Source organism: Aliiroseovarius sediminis, from assembly GCF_022678485.1.
GTDB classification, from domain to species: Bacteria; Pseudomonadota; Alphaproteobacteria; order Rhodobacterales; family Rhodobacteraceae; genus Aliiroseovarius; species Aliiroseovarius sediminis.
In genome coordinates, this window is the sequence record NZ_JALBYP010000039.1 from 40,075 (window position 1) to 59,950 (window position 19,876).

The following is a 19,876-nucleotide window of genomic DNA, read 5'->3' on the forward strand; positions in this document are numbered from 1 at the left end:
TCTCTGGCTGGTCGCAGCACCTGCCTCCGCACAGATGGTCCTGGTCATGGAGAGCGACGGCTCTCTGACCCCCTCCCGCTCTCAGAGCGGTTTTGCCCGGAACTACAATGACGGCATTGGTCAGGGATCGGCGTCCGATGGTTTGGCCATTCTTGGCGAGACTGAAGCAGCTTCCGAACCTGACGCGCTGAGGTTTGCGGCACTCGCCCAGCCAGCACCCCTGCCCCGCGCAGACGTTCTCTTAGGCATCGAGGCAACGGCCCTGCGCTATGCCGGCCATCCGGGCCTGCGGCGCGCAGAGCTCTCCGTGAGGGATTGGCTGGCTCTCTACCGCGCCAATATCGAGGTTGAGAGCGCCTACCGGCAGGATGCGATTTCAAGTGCGGGTGCCATTGGCCTTGGTCAATTGATGCCAGCAACTGCGCGTGATCTGGGCGTCGACCCGCGTGATCCGCTGCAGAACCTTGACGGCTCCGCCCGCTACCTCGCGATGATGCTGGAGACGTTCGGCGATCCGCACCTGGCGCTGGCTGCCTACAACGCCGGACCCGATGCGGTCCGCCAGTATGGCAGCGTTCCCCCCTACCGAGAAACCCAGAACCACGTGGCCCGCGTCATGGCCGTCGTGGCCCGATTGGAAGGATCAAATTCATGAAACAGATTTCAACCCACTTTGTCGCCTCGCTGGTGCTATTCCTGCTGATTGCCGAACCCGCCCTTGCACAGAGCATCGATCTCTCCCCGATCCAGAGCTTGTTGCAGGGTATTGTCGATGCGCTGACCGGCCCACTCGGCGTTGTCATCGCCACACTCGCGGTCCTCGGCGTTTTCCTCAGCTGGTTCTTCAACATCATCGACCTGCGCCAGGCGCTCTGGGTTCTCGTCGGCATTGCCGGTGTCGCGGCTGCCCCGACGATCGTTGCTGCGGTCTTTGCCGGTGGCTGAGCGCGCGCCTCTCTTTCTCGGCCTCGTGCGCCCGCCGAAGCTTCTGGGCCTGCCCATCATGTACGCGATGGTCTGGCTCTTTGGCTCGGTGCTCTTGTTCGTCTGGGTCCAGCACATCGCGGTGCTGGGCGTGGCCGCCCTTCTTTATCCGGTGCTGTGGAAGGCCGCAGATTGGGACCCGCGTTTCATCGACGTGATGATGACGGCGCTGCAGGAAACGCCACCCACGCGAAACCGCAGCATCCATGGCGGGGACAGCTATGCCCCGTGATGACGCCCGTGATGCTGCGCTCGCCCCCCGCACAATGACGCCGGACTGGTATGCGCGCGAGACCCGCCTCGCGCATATGCTGCCCTATGTGAGCCTCGTCGACGACCAGACCGTGCGGACCCGGGTGAACGAACTCTTCCGGTGCATCCGGCTCGAGGGGATCAACAGCTACACGACCGACGATGCCTATCTCGACAAGGTGACGGCACTTTTTGCCCGCATCGTCGCGCAGCTCGGGCCGGAATTCAGCTATTACGTCCACAAGGTCTCCAAGGCCATCAAACCAGATCTCGACCCAATTCGTGAGGACAGCTTCGCAGGCGAGGTGGACCGACGCTGGCGCGCCAAACTCGAAACCAGCGGGCTTCGCGACAAGACACTGACGCTCACCGTCATTCACCGCCCGCCCCCGAAAAGCCTCTTGCCGTTCCTCAGCCGCAGCGCGCCGGACCGCCTGAGAGAAGAGACCCGCAAACGCCAGCAGCGCCTGGGCGAGGCCGTGAACGTCTTTCTGTCTGGCCTCGCCGAGCTCAAACCGCGCTTGCTGTCGGCCGCATCGGGGGAGTTGGTGGGGTTTCTGGGGGCTCTCAACACGGGCACCGAGCTGCCGCTTTATCCGGCAAACACCTACGGCTTTTTGTCCTTCAACGTCGCCAATACCCGCGTGACGTTTCATGGCGATCATTTCGAGCTTTCCGAAGGCGTCGTGGGGCATCGCTACGGCAAGAGTTTCACCATCGGGGAATACTCGGAAGGCACCTCCTGCACCATGTTCGACATGCTGAACCTGCCGGTCGACATGATCGTGACGCACTCCTTCACGCCGATCAATTCGAACCTCATGGCGGGCCGCATCAAACGGCAAAAGCGCCAGATGCAGGCCAGCCAGGACGCGGCCCTCTCGCTCCTGGAAGCCCTCGATATCGCCGCCGATGATCTCGAGGCCAAGCGCCAAAGCTTCGGCGAACACCATATGGTCGTGACGCTCTTCTGCGAAACGCTGGATGAGCTGCAGACGCTCAGCGCCGAAATCGTGAACGCCGCCGCGACCGAAGGCGTGAAGATGATCGGTGAGCGGGTCGCCGCAAAGGCCCATTACCTCAGCCAGCATCCCGGCAACCAGCCCAAGCGCGTGCGTGCCAGCGCCGTCACCAATCGCAACTTCGCGGATTTCGCGGCCTTCCACCGAACGCAGCTCGGCAAACCCGCAGCACTTACCCCCTGGGGCCGGGTCATCACCTATCTGCCTACGCCCGAGCAAAGCGCCTACCGATTTTCCTATCACGAGCAGGGATCGCCCGACAAAGAACCGACCAGCGGCCATACCCTGATCATGGGGCGGCCCGGGTCGGGCAAATCGGTGCTTTCGGCCTTTCTGATGACCCAAGCCCGTCGCGCAGGGGCGCGGATCTTCGTCTTCGATTACCGTCTTGGTATGGAGATGGCGGTCCGCGCGGGTGGCGGGCGCTACGCGTCCCTGAACGCCGGTCAGCCCACAGGCCTCAACCCGCTCTGGACCGAGACCGATGCGCGCGGCACGGCCTGGCTCTCGGACTGGCTCGCGACGCTTCTCTACCGCGCCGACAAGCCCCTGACCCCGGCGCAGACCAACCGCATCCAGGAGGTCGTGCGCCAGAATGCCCAGGCCACCAATCCGGCACTGCGGAACTGGCGGGATTTCGCATCGCTTTTTGTGTCCACCGATGATGGCGGCGATCTGCACCAGCGCCTGCTCGAGTGGACCGAAGACGGCCGCTACGGCTGGATCTTCGGGCAGAGCCTCGAGGACACGTTCTCGCTCAAGGGCGATGTCGTGGGCTTCGATCTGACCGGCATTCTCGACAGCGAGGCCGACAAGGAACGGATGGCGGTCCTGTCCTATCTTTTCCGCCGGGTCGAGCGCGAGATCGAGGACCGCCGCCCCACCATCATCGTGATCGACGAGGCCTGGAAGGCGCTCGACAACGCATATTTCGCCGAACGGTTGTCGAACTGGCTCGTGACTGCGCGCAAGCAGAACACCGTCGCGGTGATGATGACGCAATATGCCAGCCAGCTTGAGCGCACCCGGACCGGCAAGACCATCGTCGAAGCCGTTCCGACGCAGATCCTGCTGCCCAATATCCGCGCGCAGCCTGCGGATTACGCCATGCTGAACCTCACGGAGAAGGAGCTCGACGTCCTTCTCAACACGGGCAGCAACAGCCGTTTGGCGCTGATCCGCGACGATCAGGGCTCGATCGTCGTCGATGCCGATCTGAGCGCGCTTGGACCCAATCTCACCATCCTTGGCGGCATGGAAAAGGGCGAAGCGCTTGTCGGCTCCGATTACCGCGACCGCCCAGATTTTTGGAGGCTTTCATGATCCGTATTCTTGTCGCTTTGGCTGCGCTCGGCGCACTGGCCTCCTGCACCCAGTACCGGGAGCCGCAGGCGAACTGCTTCACATTCCTTGCGTCCACAGCACCTGTCGCGCCTGATTGTGACTTCACGCCCCTTGGCACCCCGGAGGGCGACATTGAAGTCTAGCCTGCCTCATATCCTGGCGTTTTGCCTGCTGCCCGGTCTCGCCTTGTCTCAAGGCGTGCCGACCAATGACAGTGGGCTGACCGCGCGTGACATCGTCGAGACCGGCGATCGCGAGGCAGACTTGGCTGTTCAGGCGGACAAGCTTGCCGTGCGCGAACTCATCGCCGAGATCGAACGGGAGCAGCTGGAAACCCTGCAACGCATCCTCGATGCCCAAACCAGCTTCGGCGGTCAAGGACTGCCGGCGATGGTCTCGGGCCTGGAAAGCGGCAGTGGCGATCCAGCCCGCTCTGTCGAGGCGGTCTATGGCACGGGTGACATTGATCCCAATCCCGGCGGTGCGCAGATGTTCGGGGATGCGGCGGAAAACATCGAGCAGCTCATTATCCGCGTGGCTCAGGAGACCAGCGGCTTTGCCGGCGTTGGCCGCGCGGGCCTCTCCCCGGTCCAATGGCGCGCACTCCTACAGGCGCTCATCTGGCAGGAAAGCCGGTTCACGATTGGCGCCCGCTCACCCGTCGGCGCCTTTGGCCTCACCCAGATCATGCCCGGTACCGCCAGCGATCTGGGCATCAATCCGGAATACTATGACAGCCCCTACCTGCAGGTGCATGGCGGTGCACGCTATCTCGCGACACAGCTCAACACCTTCGATGGCAACATCATCAACGCCCTTGCGGCCTATAACGCCGGACCCGGCCGGGTTTTCGAGTATGGCGGCGTGCCACCCTTCCGCGAGACCCAGCACTACGTCCAGGTGATCCCCGAACGCTATAACCTCTATTTGACCCGTATTGGCGGGATCGAAGCGCTTGGCACGATCGACCCCGCGCTTCTGGCCAATGCCAACCTCTCGCTCACTGGGCACGGCGCGGCCTTTTATGGCAGCAACTCACCCGCCGCGATCAGGCAAGCCGCCATGCGCATCCGCGATATCGTCGAACGGATTTCCGAGACCGAGGATGTGCAGGAAAGCATCGCACTCAACACCTATGCCCGCGCCGAACTCGTGCGCCTCGTCGCTGCACGCATCCGGCTTCAGGCGGCACGAACCCGCGTCCTTTCTGCCGAGGAGCTGGCCCAGGCCAGCGCCCGCATGGCCGAAGGCGCGTTCATGGATTTTACGATCAGGGAGATTGAATGATGGGACATCTGCTCTTGAGGACAGCTTTGGCCACGACACTTGGGGTTGGTCTGCATCTTGGCGCCCTATCCCCTGCCCTCGCGCAAGGCGTGCCCGTCGTCGATACCCAGAACATCGCGCAAAACATCCAGCAGCTACGGCAGATGATCGAAGACGAGATCCTGCAAAACGAGCAGCTGACGCAGCTCCGTGAACAGCTCGGCCTTCTCACGGATCAACTCGCGGAGCTGCAAAGAACCTATGAAGCGCTCACCCGACTTGCCGAGCTTCCCGAAATCATCCGGACGGAAATGGAAGACGAGTTGAACGGTCTGCTCGACCAGGAGTTCGGGGACATCCTAGCCACGATTGAGGCGATCAAGACTGGGGATTTCTCGGGCCTCTCGGGCTCCGGCGCAGGCGAAATCGAAACCCAGATGGACCGGGTGCTGGCCGATCTCGGCTTCGATGAAGACACGCTCTCGGAAATGGCCACCAGCGGCAATCCCGGGGCCAACCGTGTGGCCACGCAGGCCACAACCGGCGCACTCGTCTCAGCCGCCGCCCAGAACAGCTATGAAGATGCCGGCCAATCGCTCGAGCGGGTAGACCGCCTCGTCGGGCTCATCGACGACATGGAAGAACTCAAGCAAAGCGTCGATCTCAACACGCGCGTGACAGCTGAATTGGCCATCGCCCTCGTGGCGATGTGGCAGCTGGAAGCGATTCAAACGGTGGGCGATGGCACCGGCGGCGTGATCGATGCCGCCACCATCGCCGAGGAGCAGCGCTTCATGGATTTCACGCTGCCCGAGCTGCGGGCCGAGTGAGTGCGGGGTGTGACGCGTGGCGAGTGAACAAGAGATCATCGAGGAAGAGCTGGTCTACGGTGCCCTGCGCCGTGAACGGCTTTGGCAGCGTCTTGGCCTGATAGGCCTTGTCTTCGGCATCATCGGCTGTCTGAGTGCCGCGGCTGTCTCGATCCTCGATGTCGATCCGCCCCCCGTCGTTGTCCCCTATGATCCCGCCACCGGCTTTGCACTCCCCGAGGCCTCGGTGGGCGCTTCCTCGGTGACCGCCAACCAGGCGATCATCGAGGCGGAGGTCTTCCGCTATGTGACCGACCGGGAGATCTACAATCAGCTCGATAACGATCTGCGCATCCGCAGCGTCCTGCGCCGCTCGGACGGGGCCGCCGAGAGCAGGCTGCGCCAGATATGGAACAGCGCAAATGAAAACTATCCGCCGACCGTCTATGGCCCCAATGCCCGGCTCGACGTGGAAATCCTGAGCATCAGTCGCATCGGCACCAACCGCGCCACCGTGCGCTTGCGCAAGCGGCTGACCTCCATCAACGGCACCCAGACCGGGCTCTTCACCGCCACGCTTCTCTTCGAGTTCCGCCCCGAAACCCGTCGCTCCATCGACGAGGTCTGGACCAATCCGTTTGGGTTTACCGTGCTCGAATATTCCATCCGCTCCGACAGATTGGAGAACTAGTTTGATCAATAGGTTCTTTGTTGCTGCCATATTTATTTTGCTGCCCGGCCTTGCCTTTGCCGAAGCGATCCCGCGCGGTGGTCCAAATGACAGTCGTGTGCGGCTGGCCACCTACCAGGAAGGCCAGGTCTACCGCCTCAGCGTCTCGCTCACCCATGTCACCACCATCGAGTTTGGAGAGGGTGAAAGCATCCGCTCGATCATCGCGGGCGACACCGAGGGCTTCGAGATCGACGGCGTCCCGGGCGGTCAGGCATTTGCAATCAAGCCCGTCGCGCGCGGCGTCCATACCAATGTGACGGTCTACACGAACAGGCGCAGCTACTATTTCAACGTCGAGGAGGTCCGCAGCCCAACCTTCTACGTGGTGCAGTTCCGCTATCCAGACGACGCTGCGCGCCCGACCCGGGCCATCGCGGCCCAAGCGCCGAACTACAACTACGGTGCCAGCGCGCGGACCGAGTTCACGCCAACCCGCATCTGGGATGACGGGACGTTCACGTATTTCGCCTTTCCAAGAAACGCACCTGTGCCAGCGATCTTCCGCTACGCGGGCGGCCGTGAACGCACGGTCAACACGCAAACCCCTGAGGACGGTGTGATCCGCGTCAGCGGCGTAAACCGCCAATGGGTCCTGCGACTTGGCGAAGAGGTGGTCTGCATCGAGGCGATCCCGCCCGCGGAGGTGACCTCATGAGCGATACAGAGAACACCGAGCTGGAAAAACGCCTCGCCGCCCTTGAGAAAGGCAGTGCCCGCGCCCCCACGGCGTCGCAGCGCCGGTCGCCCCTTCTCGCGCTGATCGTGGTCCTCGTCATCGGCGCAGGTGGTGCCCTGCTCTATCTCCTCTCACAGCCCGACGAAGAGGAAGCCTTGCCGACGGCCACTCCGGACGTCTTCCAAAACGAGGGGGACGGCTTTGGCGCTATCGAGACCTTGCCCCCGCCCGAGCCCGAGGTTGTGTTTGTCGGACCGGACCCCGTCGAGCCCAACGCGGAGCTTCTGGCGCAGATCACCGCGCTGCAGGCTCAGATCGAGGAATTGCGCAACGCCCCCGAACCGGTCGTCGAGGAAGACACCGCCGCCGCAGAGGCTATTGACGCGCTGACCGCCCAGATCGCTGCGCTGCAAGCCGCCTCTGAAGCCGCACAGCAACGATTTCAGGATGAACTGACGGCACGGGATCGCAGCCTTGAGCAACTCCGCATGGATCTGGAACTGGCCCAACTCGAGGCCAGCCGACCCCAACCTGCCCCAGCGGGCCCCACGGAAGATGAGTTGCGCGCACGCGAACAAGAGCGACTGCGCCGGGAGGAAGAAGCCCGGCGCATGGCCGATCTGGAGCGCCGCGCCGCGGAGGAACGCGCCTTCCAGGAGCGGCGCATCGCCTCGCCCACCATCGCGTTTGGCGGCACGTCCGGAGCGAATGAAACGGCTCTGACCGAACGCACTTTTGGCGAGGTGACGGATTTCGTGCTGAACGGGGCGCTGCCCTCGACGGTGACGCAGGCCGAGGTGATCGCCAATCCCTCCAACACGATTCTACAGGGCACCATGATCCAGGCCGTCATGGAAACCGCCCTTGACAGCTCCCTGCCCGGCCAGACCCGTGCCGTGGTGTCCGAGGATGTCTACAGCGTCGATGGCGTGCGCCTCTTGATCCCCCGCGGATCCCGTCTCGTCGGGCGCTACCGCGCTGGCGTCGATATCGCGCAGCGCCGCGTCACGATCGCCTGGGACCGGATCATCCTGCCCGACAACCAGACCGTCCAGATCAGCTCCTTCGGAGGTGATGAACTGGGCCGTTCTGGCGTCACCGGCTTCGTGGACACACGCTTCGCCGAGCGTTTCGGGTCGGCCGCCCTGATCTCGCTGATCTCCGCAGCACCCAGTGCCGCCGCCTCCGAAGTCCAGGATGAGACTGCCGCCGACGCTCTCGAAGACGTTGGCGATGATCTGGCAGATGCCACGGACAGCGTCATAGGCGATTACCTCTCCATCGGCCCCGTCATCTATGTCGACCAGGGCGCCCGCGTCACGGTCATGGTCGACCGCGATCTGGAGGTATTCTGAGCCCATGTCTCTGAGCTATCTCGAAACCTCGCTCGACCGGATCAACGCCGCCGCTCGCGACGACGTCATCGAGATCTGCATCAATCCCGACGGGACCTGTTGGGGCGAATTCCAGGGCGATCACTTCATGCGCGCGCTAGACCAGAGGCTGACCGGCGTTCAGGTCAGGGACCTCGGCAACCAGATCGCCTCATCGGCCAATACCACGATGAGCAAGGACCGCCCCATCGTCTCGGTTTCGATCACCTACAAGGGGCGCCCGATCCGCGCGCAGGTCATCACCCCGCCCGCCGTGCTCTCGGCCATGTCGATCAGCCTGCGGTTCTTCTCGAGCCTGCCACTCGAGGGCATTGCGCTCGATTTCCTCTACGGAAAAGAGCGCAAGCTCGAAGACCTGCGCGTGGAAAAGAAGCGCGCCTTGCGCGCCGTGGTGGCTGCCGGATTGATCGATGATGCGCTTGCCTTCTGCGTCGAGAATAAACTCAACATGATCGTCTCGGGTGGCACCTCCACCGGCAAGACCGTCGCCGCGCGCAAGATCCTCTCTCACGTACCGGCCGAGGAACGCATCGTGACCATCGAAGAAGCGGCCGAGCTTTTACCGACCCAGCCAAATGCCGTGACCCTCATCGCCAATCGTGACGCGGAATTCCAGACCGCCGATGTGCTTCTCACCGCCACGCTGCGCATGCGCCCCGACCGGATCATCCTAGGCGAGGTGCGCGGCAAGGAGGCCATGACCTTTCTGGAAGCCATCAACACCGGCCATGGCGGGTCCATGACCACACTGCATGCCGAAACCCCGCAACTCGCCGTGCAGCGGCTCGCGATCGCGGCACTCAAGACCGAAATCCCGATGACCTATGCCGACATGATCCAGTACATCGAAAATTCCATCGATGTGATCATCCAGGCCGGCCGCCATGACGGCAAACGCGGCATCACCGAATTCTACCTCCCCGGCGCAACTGAGATTGGAACTTCCTCATGAAGACCTTTGAATACGATATCTTGTCCTTTCCCATGACCCGCAAAACCAGCCTTGCCGACATGCAGGCCAGCCTGAACGAGAAGGGCGCAGACGGGTGGGAGGTGGTGTCGATCAGCACTTCGGAATTCGCCAATATCGGGCACACCGTTTTCCTGAAACGCGAAACCACACCCGCTGGAGCCACGGCATGAGGCAGGCGCAGCACCTCGCCTTGGCCGCACTGGCCCTAAGCCTGACGCCTGCCTTCGCCGTTGCCGAGCGCGACCTAGTGCCAACCCTCGATCGCAGCTTTGACGTCTGTCCGGACCGGCCCGCCGAGCCCGTCTGGATGCAGGAGATCCCCCTGCGCCAAGCCTATCAGCGGGTTCTGGTTCAGGACATCTATCGCGCCCAGAACCTCGAGCGGGTCGTCGAGATCGGCAACTGCGACTGCGCGACCCGGTTCCCGTCCTGGGACGCGGCCGAGGCGATGTTTCGGGAGAGCTACGCGAGCGACGAACGGTGGGAAATGCTCGAAGCCTCGGAAGGCTACAATCGCCGCGCCAACGCCGCCCGAACTGCCGCCAAGGCCATCTGCGACGCCGCAGGCAATTGGTAAGGCAATCCCGCGATGAGTGTCGTCACCTACTTCGTTGAAACCTCCCAGGCCTATCTCGACACCGCCGCTGAGACCCAGTTTGGTGCGGTTGCGGCAACGGTCGGCACGCTCCTGGTTTTGGGGACAACGTTGGTGGTGATCCTCGTCGGAATCAACATGATCTATCAATACCGGGCCATGGATGGGCACACAGCCTTCTGGCTCGCGGTCAAGATCGGGCTCATCGGGATATTCGCGACCAACTGGATGCAGTTCAACGCGTTCTCATCTGCCATTCTCTATGGGATCGACAGTATCGCGGGCGCGCTCGTGGCCTCCGTCGGCGGCGGCAGCCCGGGCCCTTCAGGCACCTTCGCGGAGGAATTCGACCGGCTGATCGCGGAGCTGGGCGACTATCTAAACGCTGCCGGGTCCGAGCTGAACTGGATGGCTGGCGCCATGCTTGACATCGTCGGTGTGCTTCTGCTCTCAATCCTCGGCGGACTGGCCGCCTTCATCCTCGTGGCCTCCCGACTGATGATCGCGCTTCTGATCGGGATCGCCCCGGTGATGATTTTCCTGACCCTCTTCGAGGTCACCAAGGATTATTTCGCGCGCTGGCTGTCCGCGCTGATCTCCTTTGCGCTATACCCCATCGTCGTCGCAGGCGTGTTCGCAACGATCACAGGCGTTTCCTCCGCGCTCATCGGTGAACTAGGCGATCCCGAAGGAGCCTCAAACATCGGCGCGCTCATCCCCTTCTTCATGATGGTGCTCATGGCCAAGGGCTTCATTATCGCCACGCCCTTCATCGTCCGCGCGATCTCCGGCAACATCATGATGCCCGCCCTCTCCGGTGGCCTCGGCGGCGGCTACAGCTTTGCCCGCGCCGCCATGGGAAGCCAGCAGGCCTACAATCGCTACCTCATCGGCGGGGCCAGTGGCGCAGAATACGCAGCCCTCAGGGCGCGGCAGTTCTTTGGCGTACAGCAAATGCCAGTGCGGCAAGGCATGGGACAGACGGGTTCCGGAGGCGGCACAGGATCCGCAGACTCGGGATCAAAAATGCTGGCGCAGCTGGCGAGACTGGGACGGCTTGGGCGACGGTGACGGCCCTTTGCAGACGTTGGCGCGACGATCTGATGCTACGTCGCGGCTTCACCACTGCGGACATTCGGGGTGCCTGCAGCAATCTTCCTGTCCGAGCTTGAAGCAGGCTTCGCGCGGATTGCGGGTTGGCGTCGCGCAGAGTAAAAAATTCCGAGCAACACCGGGAGGTATTTATGGACCAGTCCGATCAGGAACTCGAGCGTCTCAGCGCGCTGTTGCATGCGCTGCCCATCGAGAACATGCCCATGACGCTCAGTGAACTTGATGGCTACGTAGTCGGTGTTCTTGCCTGCCCGGATATGATCCCGCCCTCGGAATGGATGTCCCATGTCTGGGGAGAGACAGGTGAGGCAAATTTTCCCGATCAGAAAACCGCCGAAGCCACGGTCGGTGCGGTCATGGCTCACTACAACTCGGTTGCGGAGGCGATGACCCGCTCACCTTGGATCGAACCCATCTACGAGGTTGACCCCAACAGTGATGAGGTGATGTGGGAGCCTTGGATCGATGGCTTCACTCGCGCTATGGGGCTAAGACCGGATGCTTGGGATCGACTGCTCGCTCAGGCCGACGAAGAGACGCGGACGACGATGATCTTCTTGATGGCGCTTCAGGAAATATACACTGGCCACAGCAAGTTCACGGATGAGGAGATCGACGAAATCGACCTTGAAGCACCCAATCTGATCCCGAACTGCGTTGCGACGATACTCTATCAGTCTCGTCCCGAGCTTTCCCGCATGGAGCCCGCAAATCGTTCCGAGATGCCGTTCAACGCCGGTCCCCGGCCCGGGCGGAACGACCCATGCTCCTGTGGGTCGGGCCGCAAATACAAGCAATGTTGCGGTCGGAACTGACCGATCGCCCAAGTCTCTCACGGCCCAATGCGGACGTTGTCTAGAGAACTACGTTGCTGCGATGCGGCTAGAGGTAGCCGACCTTCGCGGACGCCTTTTCGGTAGGACGAAGGGGTTTCGAAGTAAGCATCGTGACGATGACCTCTCTGAGGCGACGCGGTCTTACTTGGGAAACGATTTCTTCACTTCATTCAGGAATGTGCGCACAGCTTTCCGATATCGAAAGAGCATGGGCGTTCCGATTTGCAGTCGATCACCAGGTCTCGGTGGTGGGCTCACAAACCCATCTACTATTTTGATTGACCGTTCATTCCAACGGCCGCCAGAGTGACAAAGCACGTTCCGAACGGCAATCATCTCCAGACATGCATCTCGGGACCATTCGTATTCGGGCTCCACGAATGTATAGAGCTTCTCTACCTTGCTTTGTGGGTAACCTCCGGCACCCACTGATAACTCCGATAACGCCTCGGTCATCATTTCATCAAATATGACTACGAGGTCCTGCAACAGCATCTTGACAGTGTTCTGAGCGTTTGACTTGAAGTGAGCTGTGGGATCCCTTCGAAAGGTGATCACGGAATTCCCAAATTCCTCTTCTAGAAGTGGCGACGAGAACGAACAAACGGGATCGACCCAATCGCCACAAGCATGCACAGTGGCGGTCAAGCTATCCTTCTTTGAAAAGTGATCATTCCTCGCCTGTTCCAGAGCATACAGAATGGTGTAAAGAGTTGAAGTCCATGAGTTAACTCTTTCCCAATCCAAAGATGCTCTCCTACGATGGCTTGATCAATTCAAAACTAAGCACCATTTGACGTTTGGCAACTGATTGGAACCCGAATGGCAAACTCGTGATCTTCGCACAAGGGTAATTGGTGGAGGTTAGGGTCGCCGCAGCATCCGCTTTCGGGTAGTGGGCCCTTGCCCTCGAGGACGGCCCGTTGCTGCCGTTCGCTTCTTAGCCGGGCGCTGCGGCGCAGCTTCGTCGAACCGGTCATTCGTCCATCGCGCAGCATTTTCGGAGGGTGAAGGTCGGCAGAGCGGACCTTGCTGCCGTTCGTCCAAATGATCTGAATGGCCGCTCATGTGTCAAGGCGGTCAGGTATCTTCAGCTGAGCGCGCCTTAAGCCACGTTACGACACTGATGACGGTCTCGTTGTTTTTGGCTGTTCGCGGCATGAGGACATAGAAATCACTTCCGCCCACCTCCCAAGCTGCACCAACCTCAACCAAACGTCCTGCCTCAAGGTCATGAGCCACCAGAAACCGGCTTACCAAGGCCAAACCTTGTCCGGCGATGGCTGCATCGACCGCAAGAGACGTTTGGCTCAGACGAAGGTGCCGAGGCGACTGGTCCTTTACACCCAAATGCGCAAGATAGCTGGGCCATTGGTTGTGGGTGTCATGGATCTTCGGTTGTTTGGCAAGGGTTGCTGGATAAAGAGGAGTGTCACCCTTGTCCCCAAACTTCGGCGCGGCGACCGCGATCAGCGATTGCCTGAACAAGAGCGTTACGTCCAGTGATGCGCCAAACGGCGGCGATCCCTGGCGCACTGCAAGGTCTATCCCGTCGCTTTGGAAGCTGGAAACTCTTTCGGTCGCCACGATCCGCAAATCGATATCCGGGTGTGCTGCGGTGAAGTCCGGTAGATTGGGGATCAGCCATTTCGCGGCAAAGGTCGGTGTGACACTGATGAGAACTTTTTTCGGCTCTGGTTTCAATTCGGCAGTTGCAGCCCGAAGGTCTGCGAATACTCCAGTAATTCGGTTGTGATAGCTGCGCCCGACCGGCGTAAATGCCAGGCCCTTCGGTACCCGTTCGAACAAGACCACATCAAGATGCGCTTCGAGCTGGCGCACCTGTTGCGCAACGGCCCCTTGCGTAACACCCAATTCATCAGCGGCTGAGCGGAAACTTAGGCGGCGGCCTGCTGCATCAAAAGCACGCAAACTGTTGAGCGGGGGAAGTTCAGTCATTCTGCAACAGTATTTCTACTGCCATACAACATCAATTCTGAATCGAAGTTTGTTCAAGAAATCATCATATTCGGGTCAACCAAGAAAGGATGCTCGAAATGACAGTAGAAAAAGTAGCTCTTATCACGGCCGGCGGAAGCGGCATGGGTGCGGATGCAGCCCGCAAATTGGCGGACGATGGCTTCAAAGTTGGCATCCTGTCTTCGTCCGGCAAGGGCGAAGCGCTCGGCAACGAACTTGGCGGCTTTGGAGTAACGGGCTCTAATCTTGATGGAGAAGCGCTGAACGCATTGGTCGAGGGTGCGAAGGATCGTTGGGGCCGTATTGATGTATTGGTGAACTCTGCCGGTCACGGACCAAAGGGGCCGGTCCTCGAGATCAGCGACGACGAATGGCATCAAGGAATGGAAGTCTACCTGATGAACGTGATCCGTCCGACAAGGCTGGTCACACCCGTGATGCAGGAGCATGGCGGAGGGGCAATCATCAACATCTCAACCTTTGCGGCTTTCGAACCCGACCCGCTTTTTCCAACCTCCGGCGTTTTCCGAGCCGGGCTTGCCGCATTCACAAAGCTCTACTCGGACAAGTATGCGCCTGAGAATATCCGCATGAACAACGTCCTTCCGGGCTTCATAGACAGCTTGCCTGAAACCGAAGACCGCAAGGCGCGTATTCCCATGGGACGCTATGGTTTCGCGTCAGAGGTGTCCTCTCTCATCTCATGGCTCGCGTCGGAAGATGGCAGCTACATGACGGGACAAAACCTGCGTCTAGACGGAGGATTGACCCGTGCCGTCTGATACCTTGGCCCTAGTACAACCGCGCGAGCGCCTTATCTTCGCGGTCAAGTGGGGCGCATCCGCCATTCAGATCATGGGATACACTGCCACCGGGTTTGGTTGGACACCTTGGAACCTCTACCTGTTTCTCGTCGGTGTCGTGGGGTGGTTCGCCGTCGGTGCACTATGGAATGACAAGGCGCTCATGCTCGTCCATCTTGTCGCGCTAGGCGCAATGATTACCGGTATGGTAAGCGGCTAAGATCGAAAGCTGCCATTCGGGGGTCGCGCAGCATCAGTTCTTTTGGGCTCGAAGCGGACCTGCGGCAGCGCGGCGGGAACGCTCGTTCGGGTTGGACTTTGGCCGTCGCTCCCGGCCCATTCCGGACCTTCGACCTCCCCATAAGACGCTGCGGTAGCAGCCCGATTTGCGGTCATTCGCTGCGCTGTGCGTCAAACCGGAAAGCCGGACGACAGCCGCGAGGATATCCGTCTGGCACCAGACGCGAACTTCTTCAGAGACCGTGAAGCCCAAGAATGGCACGAAACCATGGCGCGCAGAAATGAAAAGCTCGAAGCGCTTCAAGCGGCAGCGGCAGAGGAACTCCCCATGGAGATCTGATCCCCTCTTTCTATCTTTCTTCTGGCAGCCCCTTTGGAAAGAAAGACAGAAAGAAACCTCTCTTGGCGTCACACTGAGGCCGGCTCTTTCAGACGAATAACCTGGCCTTGGCGACTTCTAACCGCAAGCATTTCTCCCTCGGATACTCTGACATCAATCCAGCGCTTGATAGCCCGACGCGCCATGCCCTCATCATCTGGGAAGCTGTCATCGACACGGGCCACAATCTCCTTGCGAAGGCTGCCGCTCTCACCGGCAGCTTTAAGGTCTGTGTGGATGCTCTCTATCTCGTGGGCGATTGCCTCACATGTCGCCAGTCCATCATGGAGCCTTGGTATGAGGTTTTTATCCAGCTTGAGGAAGTGAGCACACGCCTGTCCCACGCCTGTGAGATCTCTCTCCTCAAGAAGCACTCGGAGGATACGGCCTATGAGAGCAAGTGGGCCTGTCCAGCTTGGGAAAAATGACGACCACTCAAAGATCAAATCATCATTGATGTCATAGTCTAACGGAGGGAGATCAGCATAGGTGAGGCCGAAAGGCTCATCAATCAATGTGGCCTCTCTTGCCTCAGCACGGGAGACCACATTCCTCATCAGAATCTCAATCTGGCTGATTGCGGGGGAAAAAGCATTCAGGGCTGCATTTGCGGATCCGGCCCGCAGTGCATCGTCTACAGCAATCCAGGCCTTCCCTATTTCTTTATGAAGGTCTGCGAGCTCCGGATCCTCATTGATTTCATCTCTGAAGGACATGGTCTCGGAATACTCAGGCTCCTCGGCGCGGCCATCCGGCGCCTCCTCGTCGCCAAAAAGGACGATGCGAAACGTTGCATCGTCGGTGGTGATTTGAAGCTCTGCGGACCAGTAATCATCATCGTTCCGGAAATTCATGAATTTAACGCGGTGAACCCCGAGCAAATGTGGGAAGCTGACACCCAGCCTGATGAGGCCTTCTTCAGGGACGGTGCCAAATCCGTCTCCTTCTGGAATTTCAGCCTCACCAACCTCCGGCGACCAGGTCAGCCAGATCGGTAAGAGCTCTTTATGGCCCTGCATTCTGATAAGGAGATTGCCTCTTTGAATGCGGGCAGCCACTACGTCATGAATGCTTCCAAGATCTAAATGGACGCGAGCAGGGTGTGCTGACAGCTTCTGTCGTATAGGGTCCAGCTTCTCATTAAGAGCAGCCGCCTTCATCTGTTCCACTGCTTCTTCGTCGAATGGATAGATCTCACGTATTGCAGTATATGACTTCCGTCCAACACCAGGACATCTCAAGATCTCTACATTGGTCAGCCTGGTGATCTCTTCAGGGTGCAACAGACCCGTTTCCTTCATGACAAGGTCAATGGACCGATTGAGCGCCTTTTCGTTCATGGGTGTTTCTTCTGCTCTCTGGGTGAAATGAATTGGGGGCAATGACAGTTACAGCATCAACACCTTAGGCGACAGCCAGTCAATGGGTTACAAGCATGGCGAGAGCATTTCGGCCATCCGGCCGGCCGACGCAAAGCGCCGGAAGACAGTCTTTTTCTTTCTTTCTTTTGAAGGGTAGGTGGCGAATAGAAATTGGCTGGCCTATTTTTGAAGATGCGTTTGTTTTGGCGCCTGCTGTGAAGCCAAAATGACGCAGATCTAACGTTTTTGGTTTTAGCGTTCGCCGCGCTTCACCAACGTCATTGTCACCGTCTCTGGTGGCGGCAAGGGCATCGATCTCATCGAATAGGTAGACCCCTCGTTGGGTCCTTACTGCTTCGAATATTGCATTCAGTTTGGAGGCCGTCTCCCCCATGAACTTTGATATCAGCCCGTGCAACAACGCGGAATAAAGTGGGAGCCTTAGCTCACCCGCCAATGCCGAGGCGCTCATCGTCTTTCCTGTGCCTGGGGGTCCCGCAAGAAGAACACGTTGCCGTGGTGTCAGCCCATGTTTCTCCAAGATGTCGCGTTTGCGGAACTCGACAACGAGTTGCTCAAGCTCCGACGACACAGCTTCTGGTAGGATGAGATCATTCAGCCTGGTTTCTGGATAGGCAGCCCCAATGATCGATGCCAATTCGCCCCGTGGCTTGGCGATCAATGTTGGGGTTGGAGATTGCGACTTTGGCGTCTGCCCCGCTTCAACCCACTGACGAAGCTGTTCGGCCAGACGAGTATGGCCCTTTTGCTCCTCCGCCGACGCAAGCTGAAGCGCGAGATCGAAGAATCGTTCTTCGTTCCCCTCAACGTGACTCTTCAAGAGTCCAATGAGTTGCTTTGCGGTTGCCACCAATCTCGTCTCCCTGTTGAGATCTACCTTAGCCTGTTCAATAAAAATTGCGAATGCGACGTGACGTCATCGATCTGGTTTTTATGGATTGTTGCAGTCGACGCATACATCATCATGAAAGTACTTTACCAGTGCGCCTGTTGTATGTCCGCTTCCGGACCAGGACAGAGTGATCGCTGCATCCGCAGCGAAAGTCGGCAATCCGCCCTCCCCGACAAACAGGCGATGTCCGCCACCCTATCGCGCAACCAGCCTTTCACCATCCTCCTCTCGCAGCATCGCTTCCATTTCGTCCAAGCCATCGACTGCAGAGCGCATCTGCGCCTCATCAGCTACGCTCGCAGCTTCAGAATCCACGACGCCGCTGCCAAAATCCATCTCCATCTGGCGCTGTTCCTCGGCGATGACGGCTTGAACGACAGGCGCGGTCTTCTTTGGAGCGGCGTCGGCTTGGCCTGACGGTTGACCATCGCCAGCCTGGCTCGCCCTCTCCACATCGGCTTCTGTTCCCCCTGGCCCATCCGACGGCGGCGTCATAGGCATGGCGCGCACACTCAGCGGCAGCGTGCCTTGCGCCCCCCCTCCCCCCGGCTCTGGAAACGGCAATTCACCCGTCTGCGCCGCGTGGATCGCCTTGAACAGCCGGTCGTCAAAATACTGAATCCGCTTTGCACGGACCGGCATCTGCGCATCGATGACCATGACGATCTCGTCGAGCGGTAGGCGGCGCGCCTCATCCTCGGGCAGGAGAGAGCTTTCTTCGGTCCGGGTCGACTGGCTGCGCCCTTCAAAGGGGTTCTTGCCGATAGACTGGGAGCGCGTGATGACGGTCTTCGTGGTCTTGCCGACCGCCTTGCTCAGCTCCTCGACGGTTTTTTCATCGGAGGGCGTCAGGTAGAGCTTCACGCCCGCATTCCCCTGCAAGGCGCGGCGGGTGTTTTCGCCGTAGATTTCATCGAGGGCGGGGATGGTTTGGGTGACAACGGCGAGGTGACCACGATAGGTGCGCAGCGTCTCGATGCTTTCGACCACGATGGGCATTTTGCCGAGACGATTGAACTCGTCGAGCATGATCATCACCGGCCAGGGCTCATCCGGCCCGGGGTCCTTTTCCTGCATGGCCGAGAGCAGGTCGGAGAAAAACAGCCGGATCAGCGGCGCGAGCGGCTTCACCATCAGCGGCTGGACCACGAGATAGACCGAAAAAGGCTTCTTGCGGATAGTCCGGAAGTCAAAGTCCGACACCGCCGTCGCTTCATCGATGGCCGGGTTCTGCCATTGGTCGAGCCCCGAGGTCATCAGGAGCGAGACATAGGAGGTCAGCGTGTCGTTATTGGTCGAAGCGAGCCGCGTGAAGATCAGCTTGGCCGCCCTGTTGTCGACCTCATGGCCCCGCGCGAAATACTCCTTCTGCTTATTCCCGCCCGAGGCCGCGATGCGGTAGATCTCGCCCAAGGTGGGACGCTTGCGCTGGAAGGCCAAGAGCCCTGCCGCCACGAAGAGATCGATCCCGCCTTTGAGGAGCCCCTGCACCCGGTCATTGTCGCTCTGCAGGAAGAGCGTCGCAAGAAGCTGCAATTCCATCTGCTGGCGCGCGGGATCTTTCAGTTGATAGATGCGCAGGAGCGGGTTGTAGCGATGCGTGCGCCTGCCCTCCCAATCGGTGGGGGCAAAGCGATAGACCTTGTCGCCTTGGGCTGCGCGGTGCCGGGCCGTCGCCTCGAAGCATTCGCCCTTCACATCGAGCGTCACGGCAGAGCCCTGCCAGGTCAGCAGGTTCGGAATGACAAAGCCCGTGGTTTTGCCACGGCCCGTGGGGGCCACGATCAGCGCATGGGGGAAGACCTTGGAGCAAATGTAATTGGCGCGGGAGCCCGGCGGCCCCAGCTTGCCGAGGATGAACCCGGTGCCCGGCGCCCCGAAGAAGCCATTGGCCTTCATCTCGCGCGCGGTCTGCCAATGGGTCTGGCCAAACCGTGTCAGGGCGGACCCCGAGAGGGCGAGGCTCAGCATCAGGCCGGCGGCGGCGAAGCTGCCGATGATCAGGTGAATAAGTTGCGCGGCCTCCGGGCGGCGATCGAGGATCGCCATGTAGTTCTGCGCGATATAAGCAAAGTCGATCTCGGCCCCAAACCCAAGATCCTGGTAGGTCAGCACCGCCGAGGCGATGGTATAACCCATGGCGGCGGTCACCAGCGTTACCAACAAGACACCGGTCGCGATCCGCGCCTTTCCCATGGGCGCG

At 60.2% G+C, this 19,876-nt stretch carries 22 protein-coding genes; 17 read left to right on the forward strand and 5 right to left on the reverse strand.

Annotation, left to right across the window (positions count from 1 at the left end; translation table 11 throughout):
• Positions 1-34: 34 nt before the first annotated feature.
• From MN186_RS15805 to MN186_RS15875, 15 genes are all read left to right on the forward strand, one after another.
• Entirely contained in the window at positions 35-655 is a 621-nt protein-coding gene (locus MN186_RS15805; RefSeq protein WP_242115334.1) for a lytic transglycosylase domain-containing protein, read from the forward strand.
• Positions 652-945, forward strand: a complete 294-nt coding sequence (locus MN186_RS15810) for a TrbC/VirB2 family protein (RefSeq protein ID WP_242115335.1) — start codon at positions 652-654, stop codon at positions 943-945. Before MN186_RS15805 ends, MN186_RS15810 begins: the two co-directional genes overlap by 4 nt.
• Positions 938-1,216 (forward strand): VirB3 family type IV secretion system protein, encoded by a 279-nt coding sequence (locus MN186_RS15815; RefSeq protein ID WP_012187324.1) that lies wholly within the window; start codon positions 938-940, stop codon positions 1,214-1,216. The genes MN186_RS15810 and MN186_RS15815 overlap by 8 nt, the downstream gene beginning before the upstream one ends.
• Positions 1,206-3,581, forward strand: a complete 2,376-nt coding sequence (locus MN186_RS15820; RefSeq protein ID WP_242115336.1) for a VirB4 family type IV secretion/conjugal transfer ATPase — start codon at positions 1,206-1,208, stop codon at positions 3,579-3,581. Before MN186_RS15815 ends, MN186_RS15820 begins: the two co-directional genes overlap by 11 nt.
• Positions 3,578-3,745 carry a hypothetical protein gene (locus MN186_RS15825; protein WP_170317860.1) on the forward strand — a complete coding sequence of 56 codons (168 nt, stop codon included), beginning with the start codon at positions 3,578-3,580 and terminating at the stop codon, positions 3,743-3,745. Before MN186_RS15820 ends, MN186_RS15825 begins: the two co-directional genes overlap by 4 nt.
• The gene (locus tag MN186_RS15830; protein WP_196778434.1) at positions 3,735-4,889 is read left to right on the forward strand and encodes a lytic transglycosylase domain-containing protein; all 1,155 of its coding nucleotides are present in this window, start codon (positions 3,735-3,737) and stop codon (positions 4,887-4,889) included. Before MN186_RS15825 ends, MN186_RS15830 begins: the two co-directional genes overlap by 11 nt.
• Positions 4,889-5,698, forward strand: coding sequence for a type IV secretion system protein (locus tag MN186_RS15835; protein WP_108693662.1), 810 nt, complete (start codon positions 4,889-4,891; stop codon positions 5,696-5,698). The genes MN186_RS15830 and MN186_RS15835 overlap by 1 nt, the downstream gene beginning before the upstream one ends.
• Positions 5,699-5,714: 16 nt before the next feature.
• Positions 5,715-6,368: a VirB8 family type IV secretion system protein gene (locus MN186_RS15840; protein ID WP_108693655.1), complete on the forward strand. Its 654-nt coding sequence runs from the start codon at positions 5,715-5,717 to the stop codon at positions 6,366-6,368.
• A 1-nt stretch (position 6,369) separates the two neighbouring features.
• A complete protein-coding gene (locus MN186_RS15845; RefSeq protein ID WP_242115337.1) occupies positions 6,370-7,065 on the forward strand; it encodes a TrbG/VirB9 family P-type conjugative transfer protein in 696 nt (231 codons plus the stop codon).
• A complete protein-coding gene (locus tag MN186_RS15850; protein ID WP_138578396.1) occupies positions 7,062-8,441 on the forward strand; it encodes a TraB/TrbI/VirB10 family type IV secretion system protein in 1,380 nt (459 codons plus the stop codon). The genes MN186_RS15845 and MN186_RS15850 overlap by 4 nt, the downstream gene beginning before the upstream one ends.
• 4 nt (positions 8,442-8,445) lie before the next feature.
• Positions 8,446-9,432 (forward strand): ATPase, T2SS/T4P/T4SS family, encoded by a 987-nt coding sequence (locus MN186_RS15855; RefSeq protein WP_242115338.1) that lies wholly within the window; start codon positions 8,446-8,448, stop codon positions 9,430-9,432.
• Positions 9,429-9,623 carry a DUF4177 domain-containing protein gene (locus MN186_RS15860; protein ID WP_108693659.1) on the forward strand — a complete coding sequence of 65 codons (195 nt, stop codon included), beginning with the start codon at positions 9,429-9,431 and terminating at the stop codon, positions 9,621-9,623. The genes MN186_RS15855 and MN186_RS15860 overlap by 4 nt, the downstream gene beginning before the upstream one ends.
• Complete coding sequence (locus tag MN186_RS15865; protein ID WP_108693660.1) at positions 9,620-10,030, forward strand: hypothetical protein; 411 nt, start codon at positions 9,620-9,622, stop codon at positions 10,028-10,030. The genes MN186_RS15860 and MN186_RS15865 overlap by 4 nt, the downstream gene beginning before the upstream one ends.
• Positions 10,031-10,042: 12 nt before the next feature.
• On the forward strand, positions 10,043-11,119 hold the full coding sequence (locus tag MN186_RS15870) for a TrbL/VirB6 family protein (RefSeq protein ID WP_056037075.1): 1,077 nt from the start codon (positions 10,043-10,045) through the stop codon (positions 11,117-11,119).
• A gap of 173 nt (positions 11,120-11,292) precedes the next feature.
• Complete coding sequence (locus tag MN186_RS15875; RefSeq protein ID WP_073061664.1) at positions 11,293-11,976, forward strand: UPF0149 family protein; 684 nt, start codon at positions 11,293-11,295, stop codon at positions 11,974-11,976.
• A 162-nt stretch (positions 11,977-12,138) separates the two neighbouring features.
• Here the strand turns inward: MN186_RS15875 and MN186_RS15880 are convergent, their stop codons facing one another.
• Positions 12,139-12,744: a hypothetical protein gene (locus tag MN186_RS15880; protein WP_242115339.1), complete on the reverse strand. Its 606-nt coding sequence runs from the start codon at positions 12,742-12,744 to the stop codon at positions 12,139-12,141.
• Positions 12,745-13,077: 333 nt separating this feature from the next.
• Positions 13,078-13,956, reverse strand: coding sequence for a LysR substrate-binding domain-containing protein (locus MN186_RS15885; protein WP_242115340.1), 879 nt, complete (start codon positions 13,954-13,956; stop codon positions 13,078-13,080).
• Between the two features lie 98 nt (positions 13,957-14,054).
• On the opposite strand from MN186_RS15885, the gene MN186_RS15890 reads away from it, so the two are divergent.
• Both MN186_RS15890 and MN186_RS15895 read left to right on the forward strand, forming a co-directional pair.
• Positions 14,055-14,759 carry an SDR family oxidoreductase gene (locus tag MN186_RS15890; RefSeq protein ID WP_242115341.1) on the forward strand — a complete coding sequence of 235 codons (705 nt, stop codon included), beginning with the start codon at positions 14,055-14,057 and terminating at the stop codon, positions 14,757-14,759.
• Positions 14,749-15,000, forward strand: a complete 252-nt coding sequence (locus MN186_RS15895) for a DUF6552 family protein (protein ID WP_242115342.1) — start codon at positions 14,749-14,751, stop codon at positions 14,998-15,000. Before MN186_RS15890 ends, MN186_RS15895 begins: the two co-directional genes overlap by 11 nt.
• A gap of 428 nt (positions 15,001-15,428) precedes the next feature.
• On the opposite strand, the gene MN186_RS15900 is transcribed toward MN186_RS15895, so the two are convergent.
• The 3 genes from MN186_RS15900 to MN186_RS15910 all read right to left on the reverse strand — a co-directional run bounded on the left by MN186_RS15900 (position 15,429) and on the right by MN186_RS15910 (position 19,869).
• The gene (locus MN186_RS15900) at positions 15,429-16,739 is read right to left on the reverse strand and encodes a hypothetical protein (RefSeq protein ID WP_242115343.1); all 1,311 of its coding nucleotides are present in this window, start codon (positions 16,737-16,739) and stop codon (positions 15,429-15,431) included.
• A gap of 79 nt (positions 16,740-16,818) precedes the next feature.
• A complete protein-coding gene (locus MN186_RS16580) occupies positions 16,819-17,631 on the reverse strand; it encodes an ATP-binding protein (protein WP_242115344.1) in 813 nt (270 codons plus the stop codon).
• A gap of 237 nt (positions 17,632-17,868) precedes the next feature.
• Positions 17,869-19,869: a type IV secretory system conjugative DNA transfer family protein gene (locus MN186_RS15910; protein WP_242115806.1), complete on the reverse strand. Its 2,001-nt coding sequence runs from the start codon at positions 19,867-19,869 to the stop codon at positions 17,869-17,871.
• Positions 19,870-19,876: the final 7 nt, after the last annotated feature.